Annotated in this window: 10 protein-coding genes and 1 pseudogene; 7 read left to right on the forward strand and 4 right to left on the reverse strand. The window is 46.1% G+C overall.

Annotated features, from left to right (window positions below):
- Positions 1-9 precede the first annotated feature (9 nt).
- Positions 10-927, reverse strand: a complete 918-nt coding sequence (locus T360_RS0104825) for an ABC transporter substrate-binding protein (protein ID WP_028911770.1) — start codon at positions 925-927, stop codon at positions 10-12.
- Between the two features lie 86 nt (positions 928-1,013).
- On the opposite strand from T360_RS0104825, the gene radA reads away from it, so the two are divergent.
- From radA to T360_RS0104860, 6 genes and pseudogenes are all read left to right on the forward strand, one after another.
- The gene (gene radA / locus T360_RS0104830) at positions 1,014-2,414 is read left to right on the forward strand and encodes a DNA repair protein RadA (RefSeq protein WP_028911771.1); all 1,401 of its coding nucleotides are present in this window, start codon (positions 1,014-1,016) and stop codon (positions 2,412-2,414) included.
- Positions 2,415-2,562: 148 nt separating this feature from the next.
- On the forward strand, positions 2,563-3,834 hold the full coding sequence (pgk, locus tag T360_RS0104835; RefSeq protein WP_028911772.1) for a phosphoglycerate kinase: 1,272 nt from the start codon (positions 2,563-2,565) through the stop codon (positions 3,832-3,834).
- 100 nt (positions 3,835-3,934) lie between these two features.
- Positions 3,935-4,132: a hypothetical protein gene (locus T360_RS0104840; protein WP_028911773.1), complete on the forward strand. Its 198-nt coding sequence runs from the start codon at positions 3,935-3,937 to the stop codon at positions 4,130-4,132.
- 22 nt (positions 4,133-4,154) lie between these two features.
- Positions 4,155-4,277: pseudogene (locus T360_RS16500) on the forward strand (transcriptional regulator); the annotation flags it as partial.
- A gap of 924 nt (positions 4,278-5,201) precedes the next feature.
- On the forward strand, positions 5,202-6,944 hold the full coding sequence (locus T360_RS0104850; protein ID WP_028911774.1) for a CotH kinase family protein: 1,743 nt from the start codon (positions 5,202-5,204) through the stop codon (positions 6,942-6,944).
- A gap of 290 nt (positions 6,945-7,234) precedes the next feature.
- Positions 7,235-7,795 carry a hypothetical protein gene (locus tag T360_RS0104860; protein WP_155949384.1) on the forward strand — a complete coding sequence of 187 codons (561 nt, stop codon included), beginning with the start codon at positions 7,235-7,237 and terminating at the stop codon, positions 7,793-7,795.
- Here T360_RS0104860 and T360_RS0104865 read toward each other — a convergent pair.
- On the reverse strand, positions 7,787-8,263 hold the full coding sequence (locus T360_RS0104865) for a cupin domain-containing protein (RefSeq protein WP_028911776.1): 477 nt from the start codon (positions 8,261-8,263) through the stop codon (positions 7,787-7,789). The two genes, T360_RS0104860 and T360_RS0104865, sit on opposite strands and share 9 nt — an antisense overlap.
- Before the next feature lie 189 nt (positions 8,264-8,452).
- On the opposite strand from T360_RS0104865, the gene T360_RS0104870 reads away from it, so the two are divergent.
- On the forward strand, positions 8,453-8,695 hold the full coding sequence (locus T360_RS0104870; protein WP_028911777.1) for a hypothetical protein: 243 nt from the start codon (positions 8,453-8,455) through the stop codon (positions 8,693-8,695).
- Positions 8,696-8,757: 62 nt separating this feature from the next.
- Here T360_RS0104870 and scpA read toward each other — a convergent pair whose 3' ends face one another.
- Both scpA and mutA read right to left on the reverse strand, forming a co-directional pair.
- The gene (gene scpA / locus T360_RS0104875; RefSeq protein ID WP_028911778.1) at positions 8,758-10,926 is read right to left on the reverse strand and encodes a methylmalonyl-CoA mutase; all 2,169 of its coding nucleotides are present in this window, start codon (positions 10,924-10,926) and stop codon (positions 8,758-8,760) included.
- 19 nt (positions 10,927-10,945) lie between these two features.
- Positions 10,946-12,808 (reverse strand): methylmalonyl-CoA mutase small subunit, encoded by a 1,863-nt coding sequence (gene mutA / locus T360_RS0104880; RefSeq protein WP_028911779.1) that lies wholly within the window; start codon positions 12,806-12,808, stop codon positions 10,946-10,948.
- Between the last annotated feature and the right edge of the window lie 58 nt (positions 12,809-12,866).

Consider the following 12,866-nt stretch of genomic DNA (forward strand, 5'->3'; position numbering starts at 1 on the left):
GTTCATGCGTCACTTCTTTTTTTCAAGCCAGTTTTTGGCACGGTCAATATCCTTCTGTCTCGTTGCCTCGTAAGTAAACTTCAGCGAATCAGGCAAGGCTTTAATGGTTTGCTCAGTCATGCCATAATACTTCTGCAGCACCTCTTTATAATGAGTCACTCCAAAGCGGTTGATAGAGTCGCAAGCCTGCTTGTAACCTTTCATAAACACCTGCATTTGTTGCTGTCGCGTCTTGTCGCTCATACCTTTGGTACGGAACACAAGTGCGCCCATCTGCATGTCTATCTTGCGTGTATCAAGCATCACGTAGTGTTTCTTCATCAAGGCCTGACTGGCTTGTGGCTCAGTCAACAGTACGGCATCCATCTCGTTGTTCTCAAGCATCTTCAAACGGATATTCACATCGTTAATCTGAATACGGAACACACGTTCTGGAGCCAGTTTGGCACTTTCAACAGCCAAATCACCCAACAGGTCGGTAACCGAATAGCGGGTCATGGCCAGCATCTTGTCGTCCAGATGCTTAAAGTTGGTGATACGCAGCTGTCGCTGACTCAACATAAGCCAATAGGCGTTGGTAGCAGCAGCATAGCGAAGGGATGTGCCCTCTTTCATCATTTTCTCTGCTCTCACCAGATCGGTGATAGCTCCTTCTACACGCCCGTTAATAAGGGCGGTGTCAACATCCATCTGTGCATTGAATCGCTTCAGGCGGATATCTACAACCGAGTCAAACATCTGGCGCTCTTTGGCCACAAATACTGGCAGGCAATCAAGTGTAGGCATTACTGCTATCTTGAGTGCAGCCGAATCCTCACGCCATAGTCTTAATCGCTGCTCGCGTGAGAGGCGTTTGGTCTCTTCGTACGATTGCCCACACGCAGCGAGCACCAGAAGAGCTATGAATCCAATAACTAATTTCTTCATATCGCCTGCAAAGTTACAACTTTTTTTTCAAAATATCAATTATCAATTATCAATTATCAATTATTTATTGTACCTTTGCTGCCATTATGGCAAAAGATAAAACAGCATACGTATGTTCCAACTGCGGCCAAGAGTCGCCAAAGTGGGTGGGCAAATGCCCGGCCTGCGGCCAATGGAACACTTTTAAGGAAATAAAGATTGCTGCCAGTTCACCTACTAAGTCGGTTATGAGCAAGGGTGGACTGCATGCTGGTGCTACAGCCCAGTCGTCAGCTCTTCATGCAGGCAAGGTATTACGTCTTCGCGATATCAGTTCGAAGGACGATCCGCGTATCGACATGCACGATGCTGAGCTGAACCGCGTGCTTGGAGGCGGCTTGGTGCCAGGTAGCATAGTACTGCTGGGTGGCGAACCTGGTATCGGAAAATCCACACTCTCGCTCCAAACCATGCTCAACATGCCTGAGAAGAAGATTCTCTACGTGAGTGGCGAGGAGAGCGCCCACCAGCTGAAGATGCGTGCTGAGCGTCTTGGGGGTGAAAACGATAATTTCCTGTTGCTGACAGAAAACTCACTCGAGAGTATTTTTGACCATATTAAGGAGGTTCAGCCAGAAATGCTCGTTATCGACTCTATACAGACGATATCTACTGAGGATGTAGAATCTAGTGCGGGCTCTATCGCTCAGGTTCGCGAATGCGCCTCTGCCCTACTCCGTTTTGCAAAGATCAGCGGTGTGCCCGTTATCCTGATTGGCCACATCACCAAAGAAGGCACACTGGCCGGCCCTAAGATTCTGGAGCACATCGTGGATACCGTCATCCAGTTTGAAGGCGACCAGCATTATATGTATCGTATTCTGCGCAGCATCAAGAACCGCTTTGGTTCTACAGCCGAACTGGGCATCTACGAGATGCAGCAGAGCGGTTTACGACAGGTGTCAAACCCATCCGAACTGTTGCTAACACAGGATCGCGACGGACTTTCAGGTATTGCTATCACATCTGCCATCGAAGGTATCCGTCCTTTCTTGGTTGAAACACAAGCTCTGGTATCTACAGCAGCTTACGGCACACCTCAGCGTTCGGCCACTGGCTTCGATCAGCGCCGATTGAACATGCTGCTGGCTGTGCTCGAGAAGCGTGTAGGCTTCAAGCTGGCGCAGAAAGATGTGTTTGTAAATATCGCTGGCGGACTGCGAGTTACGGATTTAGCGATGGACTTATCCGTTATCGCAGCAGTATTGTCATCGAATGTTGACACCCCAATCGAGTCAGGCTGGTGCATGGCAGGCGAAGTGGGACTGAGTGGCGAGGTGCGCCCCATCAACCGTATCGAGCAGCGCATAGCCGAGGCTGAGAAGCTGGGATTTACGGATATGATCATCCCAAAATACAACCTACAGGGCTTCGACAAGAATAAATATTCAATCCATTTACACCCTGTTCGAAAGGTAGAAGAAGCCCTGCGTGCATTGTTTGGCTGATATTTGCAAACTCCGCCTTACATTATCAATATTTATACGCAAAAAAGATTTAAATATTCAATGTTCAGTGTTTAATGTTCAATGAATTTTAGTAACTTTGCAATCGTTTTGAAGAGAAGTATTTAACATTATTAATAATATTAAGATTATGACTATCAACGAATTCAACTTTGCCGGTAAGAAGGCAATCGTACGTGTAGACTTCAACGTACCCCTCGATGAGAATGGTAAGATCACAGACGACACCCGTATCCGCGGTGCCCTGCCTACCCTGAAGAAGATTCTGGCCGACGGTGGTGCTACCATCATCATGAGCCACATGGGTAAGCCCAAAGGTAAGGTAGATGCTAAGAAGTCTCTGGGTCAGATCCGCGAGGCTGTTGAGAAGGCACTGGGTGTTCCCGTTGCTTTCGCTCCCGACTGCGCTAAGGCTGCCGACGCTGCCAAGGCTCTGAAGATGGGTGAGGCTCTGCTGCTTGAGAACCTGCGCTTCTATCCTGAGGAAGAGGGTAAGCCCGTAGGTGTAGAGAAGGGTACTCCTGAGTACGACGAGGCTAAGAAGGCTATGAAGGCCAGCCAGAAGGAGTTTGCTAAGACTCTGGCTTCTTATGCAGACTGCTACGTAATGGATGCCTTCGGTACAGCTCACCGCAAGCACGCTTCTACAGCTGTTATCGCCGACTACTTCGACGCTGACAACAAGATGCTGGGCCTGCTGATGGAGAAGGAGGTACAGGCTGTTGACGCCGTACTGTCTAACATCAAGCGTCCTTTCGTTGCCATCATGGGTGGTTCTAAGGTATCTTCTAAGATTGGTATCATCGAGAACCTGCTCGGTAAGGTTGATAAGCTCATCCTCTGCGGTGGTATGACCTACACCTTCGCTAAGGCTCACAACGGTGAGATTGGCGACTCTATCGTAGAGCTCGACAAGCTGGATGTAGCTCTGGGTGTTGAGGAGCTGGCTAAGAAGAATGGTGTAGAGCTCGTTCTGGGTTCTGACTGCACAGCTACCAACGGTCTCGACTTCGGTACAATGACTGTTAAGGATGGTGCTGAGATCATCAACTGCCCTGCCAACAAGGTTCCTGCTGGTTTCGAGGGTGTTGACGCTGGTCCTGAGAGCCAGAAGGCATTTGCCGAGGCTATCAAGGGTGCTAAGACCATCCTGTGGAACGGTCCTGCCGGTGTATTCGAGTGCGACGCCTTCACCGCTGGTTCACGTGCCATCGGCGACGCTATCGCTGAGGCTACCAAGAATGGTGCATTCTCTCTGATTGGTGGTGGCGACTCTGTAGCTTGTGTAAACAAGTTCGGTCTGGCCGACCAGGTATCTTACATCTCAACTGGTGGTGGTGCTCTGCTCGAGGCCATCGAGGGTAAGGTTCTCCCAGGCGTAGCAGCCATAAAGGGTGAGTAAAAAATCTGATACACTCCGATTTTTAAATAACTATCAATGGCCGTTCTGCTTCAGGCAGACGGCCATTGTGCTTTTAACCTTCAAACTAAATTTTTCAAGTATGAAAAAGAAAATCGGCAGTTTTACCAATGTGCAAGGCGACGAACAGGCCGATGGAACCTATAAGTGGGAAGACAACAAACTGGTAATGATCATCGACAATATGCCTTGGTCAGCAATAGTCAAGAAGATTACCGACAAAGAGATGACATGGTACGGTCCCATCACCGGCAAAACCATCAAGCTGAAAAGAAATTGATTACTGCTGCAAAAATATACAACTGAAAGAAATACTGAATGGTAAGCATCCTGTATCTACAGACTTTGCACTCATGGTGGAAGCCGCACTTGGCATTAATCCAGAGCTGCTGATTAACATGCAGGCACGATATAATTTGGCAGTACTCCCCTCCCAGGGTCCCGTTTTTACTTGAAACATCTGTGTTTATGCGGGTTTGAACACGGGAGGGTACTTGATTTCACCCTCCCGTCTACCCTCCCGTTTACCCTCCCCTACAGTCGGTACCCCAGTACTTCATTGGCGTACTGGAGTACTTTAGTAGGCGTACTGGAGTACTTTAGTAGGCGCACTGGAGTGCTCCAATAGGCGTACTGGAGTACTTACATAGGCGTAAACTTCCGAAACCTGTAGCTTAACGATTTTAGTTAAAGTACTATTACCAACGGAAAACTAAGCGGGAGGGCAAACGGGAGCCTAAACGGGAGGGTAGATTGTGGTAGCCTCCCGTACTAAATGCCGTATAAACACAGGCGTTTCAAGTAAAAACGGGACCCTGGGAGGGGGAGAGAAATGTAATGCAATAAATTAAACTAAAAGTTGCCGGGCAATCGCTCGGCAACTTCAATTTAGTATATCTGCGTGTAGTACAATGTAGATACATTATAGCCTGCAACTACACTAGCGACGTTCTTGGCCAAAGGCTTCACAGGGTCGAAATTCTCTCTACCACACAAATCAAATCAGAATAATCGTCCTTACAAGCTTATATCCTTATGAAGGATAATATTATAACATTTTTTATAAAAAAATATGTTTTCTCGTATTTTTTTGCCCAAATATTTGGATTTTTAGGGGATTATTATTATCTTTGCCACGCTAACACTTCTTAAACGGGGTGCAAGCAGCTATAAATGTGTGAAAACTATATGATAGATAAGGTGATTACCTGACTTTGTTCTTTGATGCTTGAGGCGAGAGAGGCGAGTAGCAGGTCAGCTACCCACACTTTATTATATTATGTACATAAACAAATTTAATTTAGAATTCCTTGGTAGGGGGGCTCCAAGACTTTAGAACAATCAATAATATGAAGAAAGTATTATTATTCTGTTTCGTCTTTACAATGGTTGCGTTGTCTTGTACGAGTCTTGACGACGTAGAAAAACGACTTGACAACCTTGAATCGGCAGTTAAAGAATTGCAATTAGCTCACGACAGAGGCAAATTAGTTGAGCAAATAAATCAATTAGACAACAACGGGGGATGGGAAATCGTGTTCTCAGACAACACCTCGCTTAAAGTTGGTTCAAGTGTGTTAAGCACAATTGATAAGGATAAGGACAATGACTATGTTACGTTTGTTATGCGAGATGGTAGTTCTTTGAAGTTCGCACTTTTCAATCTCAAGTTGCTTTCATTCTCAATTATGGCCAACGACAATCCTATGCAGCTAACTGCAGATGTAAAAGGTGAGATTATTGGCGATAGCGTTGTAGAATGCAGGGTACCAAACATCATGAGCGATAAAGAACTGATACCTTTGGTTGAGTTTACAGGCGAGAGCATCATGTTCGATGATGTACCTGCCACTATCGGTTCGTTGAAACACGACTTTAAAAAACCAGTAAAGATGACTCTCATCAATGGTGGCAAGTCGAAAGACTATACCATATACGTACATTCATATACAGGCCTGCCTGTTATGTGGATAGAAACAGAAGGCAGACAAGACATAACATCGAAAGAGAACTATCTGAAAGCGAGTTTTAAACTTCAAGAAAATGTTACAACGCGTGGCGTCGGCGATGTATTGATTGATAGTGTAAATATCAAAGGAAGAGGAAATACAACATGGAGAAATTTCCCCAAAAAACCATACGCACTGAAATTTGATAAAAAAGTCTCATTACTTAATGAACCTAAAGATAAATCGTGGGTGTTACTAGCTAATTATGGCGACAAATCAATGATGCGTAATAGTATATCTTTTTATTTAGGACATATTAGTAATCTTGATTATACACCAAAATCTCACTTCGTTGAACTTATTTTGAATGGAATGTATAATGGAACATACCTTCTTTGTGAAAAATTAAAAATTAGCAAGGACAGAGTCAATGTAGGCGATGACGGTTTCTTGCTAGAAATAGACGCTTATGCCCCAGAAGAAAGTGATTCTAGAATTTTCTATACTTCACATTTGGAGAAATCGGTTAATATTAAAGATCCAGATGTTGAATACGATGATGATAATTTTAACTATATTAAAGAATACGTTCTGATGTCGGAGAATGCTTTGTATTCTGATAACTTTACAGACCCTGATGATGGATGGCAAAAGTATTTGGATATTAATAGTTTTGTCGATTGGTATTTAATAAACGAAATTATTAAAAATGTAGATGGTGCAAGACATTCTGGATATATGAATATGTCGCGAGGAAAGAAACTAAAAATGGGACCTCTTTGGGATTTTGATATTTCATTAGGAAATTGTAATTATTTAGAATGTGGTTTGCCTGATGGTTTTTTTGTAAAACAATACGGATGGTTTCCTCGCCTTTTTGAAGATCCTGCATTTGTAGCAAAGGTCAAGGAACGCTTTGACTTCTTTTACAGCAAACGTAATGACATTATGCGCGTAATAAACGCGAATGCTACCTATCTGAAATATGCTGTTCAAGAAAACGATAATAAATGGCATACTTTCTACACTCAAACATGGCCTAATTACGATGTATGGGGTAGCTATAACAATGAGGTTCAGTCGATGAAAGAGTGGCTTAATGCCCGCTTTGAATGGTTGAAAGGAGAATTTGACAAAATGTAATAATAAACAATGAAGGTGCCGGGCAATTGCTCGGCACCTTTTTTATTATTAAAATTCCGTAATTTTTTCCTTTCTACGGTGCAAAGGTATGAAGAATAGTGGCAAGCTCAAAATCATTTTCGGCGTTCACCCCATCTTATTCGATGTTCAGACCAAAATGGCCTGCAAACAGTAACATCCAGTGTAGCCCTTGGGCTTGCACTTTTTCCTATTTTCCCTTGTCAGTAAAAAAATAATGCGTAAATTTGCAGTATCGTTTATGAACGTAAAAGCAAAAAAAAGAATAGCCTATGCTAAGATTTAAAGAAAAAACCAGAATTATAGATATTGGCATTACTGCCATAGCGGGGATGGTGTCGGTTGGAGTGATGCTGTATGGTGTCGGACATTTCGGACTGCAAGAGGCGTGGCCCGAACTAGTGCTCAACTTGTTCTACATAGCCTGTCTGACAATGATTGGAATGTACTTCTTCAATCGGCTTAAGCCTCAGCAGTTCAACTATTGGTGCTCGATATGCGTGGGCATCACGGTGTTGCTGCGCGACATTCTATTTCCACCGCCATTGGCTTTCTATTGGTTGCACTTGGTTTGCCTGACGCTCTCGGTGCTGCTCCTCCTCATGCTCACATTCTTCTATGCTCGCAAAGACTGGAAGAGCTACACCAAGCGCAACCTGTGGATGATATGTATCGTGGATATGCTCATAGCTGCCCTCTACAACTACGACATCTATATCGAGCCTATCAACGAATATACCGACTATCTGCTTACAGAAATCTGGATTCGTCCCACCATCACCTACGGTTTGGTGGCCTGCTTCGTGTCGGAAACGGAGCCCAAATCAGTCTAACGGTATCTCCGGATGCTGAACAGCAAGGGGAAGATCTTTCTGTGAGAGGTAGAACATGTAGAGAATGACGGGCTTAGTGCCACGATTCTCGCCATGATGGATGGTATTCACCATCTCAACAACTGCCTCGCCCTCATGCACAGTCTTCTCTTTGCCATCCTGACCAATAATGGTCAACTCGCCTTGTACCAACACACCATAGTTCATCACTGGATGGTGATGCCAGCCTAACTTCTTACCGGCAGGAAACACATACTTCACAGCCACCAACTCAGGCCGTCCCTGCAGATAGTCGGGCAACTCTACCCCATCCCAACTCTGGCTGGTACGTATCAGTTCGGAACTAACAACCTCCTGCGGTGCAGGATTGTCATTGTTGGCATTAGCCCTTGTGCAGGCTGTTAACACAAAAGATGTAGCTCCAGTAAGCAGGAGCGCGCTCATTACGTAAGTTAAAATCTTTTTCATTCGTTCAATTGTTTTAGATTGTTTTGTGCAAAGATACACATTATTTTTTTAACAAACAAAATCATTTCACTTTTTTTATTTACTCAAACGTTTACATAACATTTTTGGGGGTGTGGCGGTACATAGTTGACAGAAAGTACGTATCTTTGCATCACAAACTACAAGTCGAATATATAAAGAGTAACAATTATGAGTCAGAAATTTGTTATCGGAAACCGACTGAAGGATGAGTGGATATCAGTTCTGGATACAGAAAAGAAAGAACTTGTGTTCACTGGCCAGCTTGCTAATGCAAAAGAATATCCACAGGAAGAAGATGCACAGATTAGCTTGGCCGAGATTCAGAAAACAGGTTACTTCAGTGATTTGCAAATCTACGTGAAGGGAGATAACAAAGCTTATAAGATAAACGAGCGCGACTCATTCATGTAAAACATTGCAAAGACAGAAAGAAGAAATCCCAGCCGAACTGGCTGGGATTTTCTTCATTTATATCAATCTTCTTTGTCAAGCAAGATTTTCATCATCTCTACAGCAGCTTTAGCTACCGACGTGCCTGGACCGAAGATGGCAGCTACACCTGCTTTATAAAGGAAGTCGTAGTCCTGAGCTGGGATTACACCACCGGCAATAACCATGATATCCTCACGCCCCAGTTTCTTGAGTTCCTCGATAAGCTGAGGTATCAGCGTCTTGTGACCTGCTGCCAGCGAAGAGGCTCCAACGCAATGCACGTCGTTCTCTACAGCCTCACGGGCAGCCTCGGCAGGCGTCTGGAACAATGGTCCCATATCCACGTCGAAGCCACAGTCGGCATAACCTGTTGCCACTACTTTTGCACCACGGTCGTGTCCATCCTGTCCCATCTTAGCAATGAAGATACGAGGACGGCGACCTTCCTTCTCTGCGAACTCATCAGTCAGCTTGCAAGCCAACTCGAAGTCGCTATCGTTCTTTGATTCTGAACTATACACGCCTGAAATTGTTCTGATTACTGCTTTATAACGACCTACGATCTCCTCGCAGGCATCTGAAATCTCACCTAACGTACAACGCAGCTGGGCTGCCTTGACTGCCAGGTCGAGCAGATTGTTCTCACTCTTACGCCCCTCCTGGAAGTCGCGCACACACTCTGTGATAGCCTTCAGCGCTGCCTGGCATGCAGCTTCGTCGCGCTTGCCGCGCACCTCCTTCAGACTCTCCTCCTGCTGCTTGCGCACAGCGGTGTTGTCCACCTCGAGGATATCGATAGGATCCTCATGCTCAAGGCGATACTTATTGGTACCCACAATGGTCTGCACACCTGAGTCGATACGGGCCTGAGTACGGGCTGCAGCCTCCTCGATACGCATCTTGGGCAGACCAGTCTCGATGGCCTTAGCCATACCACCCAGTTTCTCAATCTCCTGGATGTGCTCCCAAGCCTTGTGAACAAGCTCGTTGGTCAGCGTCTCCACATAGTAAGAGCCAGCCCATGGGTCGATTTGCTTGCACACCTTCGTCTCGTTCTGAATATAGATCTGGGTGTTACGGGCGATACGAGCCGAGAAGTCGGTAGGCAAAGCAATAGCCTCGTCGAGGGCATTGGTGTGCAGCGACTGAGTATGACCCAGCACAGCAGCCATCGCCTCAATACAAGTACGACCTACATTGTTGAATGGATCCTGCTCTGTGAGACTCCAACCAGAGGTCTGCGAGTGTGTACGCAGCGCCAGCGACTTTGGATTCTTGGCACCAAAACTCTTCACGATCTTAGCCCACAGCAGGCGACCTGCACGCATCTTGGCTATCTCCATGAAGTGGTTCATGCCGATAGCCCAGAAGAAGCTGAGACGGGGAGCAAAAGCATCCACATCGATACCGGCATTCACACCTGTACGCAGATAGTCCATACCATCAGCCAATGTATAAGCCAGCTCAATATCAGCGGTAGCACCAGCCTCCTGCATGTGATAGCCTGAGATAGAAATAGAGTTGAACTTAGGCATCTTCTGCGAAGTATATTCGAAGATATCAGCGATAATCTTCATTGAGAATGCTGGTGGATAGATATAAGTGTTACGCACCATGAACTCCTTCAGGATATCGTTCTGGATGGTTCCTGCCATCTCTTCGAGCTGAGCGCCCTGCTCCAGTCCGGCTACGATGTAGAATGCCAGGATAGGCAGCACAGCACCGTTCATGGTCATAGAAACCGACATCTTGTTCAAGGGGATACCACTGAAGAGCACCTTCATATTTTCCTCGTTACAGATACTTACGCCAGCCTTACCTACATCACCCACAACACGAGCATTATCCGGATCATAGCCACGGTGTGTAGGCAGGTCGAAGGCTACAGACAGACCTTTCTGACCTGATGCCAGATTACGACGATAGAAAGCGTTCGACTCCTCGGCGGTAGAGAATCCGGCATACTGACGGATGGTCCATGGACGGAAGGGGTACATCATCGAATAAGGACCACGCAGATAAGGTGGAATACCAGCCGTAAAGTCGAGGTGCTCCATGCCTTCCAGGTCTTCTTTAGTATAAACTGGGCGCACCTCAATATGTTCTGGGGTTTTCCAGTTGGCCTCAATACCATTATCTTTAATCCACTTGGCACCATCTTGAGCCTTGATGCCTGCATAGATATCTATATCTTTAAACTGTTTACGCATAATTCAAGTCTCCTTTCCGTTAAATACCAAGTTTCTGATTATATTCTTTCAAAGTCTCGAGCACATTGCACTTCACGTGGATGTAGTTCTCGATGCCAGCGGCCTTCAGATCTTCCATGCAAGCAGGTGCACCAGCCACAACAAACATGGCTCGACCATTCAGATACTTAAAGGCTGGGATAGCATACTCGGCATACTCGTCGTCAGAAGAACAGATCACCACGATATCAGCCTTAGCCTCCAGCGCAGCATCTACACCCTCTTCAACAGTCTTGAATCCAAGGTTATCAATCACTTTATAGCCTGCACAAGCCAGGAAGTTGCACGAGAACTGTGCACGAGCCTGACGCATGGCCAGATTACCAATAGTAAGCATGAAAGCTGTAGGCACCTTAGTCTCCTCGGTATGGATACGCAGATTCTCGAAGTCGGCAGCCAGACGAGTGGTCTCGATAGCCTTAAAGGCAACATTCTCCTCGCCCTGATGGTGCACGCCGCCACAACCGCAATGATGCTTATAAGCCTTCTTGCCCTCACTCTTCTCAGTGAAATTAGGGAACTGGTTGGTGCCCAACAGGAACTCCTTGCGCTTGGCAGCATCGCCGTGGCGCTTTATGTTGGTAGCGTTGATATCATCCTGGATGGTTCCAGCCTTGATAGCTGCCAGGAAGCCACCTTCCTCTTCCACCTTCAGGAATATCTTCCAAGCCTCCTGCGCCAGTGCATCAGTCAGATGCTCAATATAATAAGAGCCAGCAGAAGGATCGACGATACGGTCGAAGTGGCTCTCCTCCTTAATCAGCAGCTGCTGGTTGCGAGCGATACGCTCAGAGAAATCGGTAGCCTCCTCGTAAGGTGCATCAAATGGGGTCACCACCATCGAGTGCACACTGCCCAGCGCAGCACTCATAGCCTCAGTCTGCGAACGCAACAGGTTCACATAACTATCAAAAAGCGTCTGATTATAGGTAGAAGTGGTGGCGTTGACAATCATCTTGCAAGCACAGTCGCACTTAGGCTCATACTGCTTCACTATCTGAGCCCAGAGCAGGCGGGCTGCACGAAACTTAGCAATCTCCATGAAGTAGTTCTCGCTGACGCCCATATTAAACTTGATACTCTTGGCAGCGATGTCAACATCTACGCCAGCATCCGTCAGCTGCTGCAGATACTCATTACCCCAAGCCAGCGCATAGCCCAACTCCTGAACGATGTAGGCTCCAGCATTGTTGAGTGCATCACTATGAACAGCGATGCCACGGAAGTTTGGATATTCCTTAAGCGACTCAGCCAACTTAGGCCCGAAAGCCAGCACAGCCGACACATCCTTGCCCTTAAGGAGCATTTTCTTCATGGGGTCCCACTCTATCGAGCCCACAATCTTCTCCTTATCATAGCCCTTCTTCTGCCAGTAGCTTTTCAGAATCTCAGCCAACTCGAGCGAGTGGCGCTGACAGGTAGAGAAGTTCACCTCGATAATATCGCAATAAATACCCTCAAGCAGTGTCTCGATTGTCTCCATCGACACAGCCTTTCCTGGAATATGGAATCCCAGCGAGTCGATACCTTTATTCAGGATATCAAGCGCTTTGGCATTCGCAGCCTTAGCATCGCTGGCCTCAATATTCTGACGAACATACCACTCATTAGAATTCTTCTTATTGCCACGTACGAAAGGAAATTCGCCAGGCAGTGCGTCTGGTGTTTTCAGGTTAGCCAGATCTTCTCGGCGATAAAAGGGCTGTACGTTAAAACCCTCGTTTGTCCTCCATACCAAGCGCTTCTGGAAGTCGGCACCCTTCAAATCAACCTGAATCTTATCAAGCCATTCCTGGGTTGTCGGAGCTACGAACTCGGTAAAGAGTTTCTCTTTGTTTGCCATAGATTTAATACGTTTTAATTATTATATAAGTAATATTTTAAGTTGCTATTATCAGCTG

Source organism: Prevotella sp. MA2016 (assembly GCF_000619825.1).
Lineage (GTDB): Bacteria > Bacteroidota > Bacteroidia > Bacteroidales > Bacteroidaceae > Prevotella.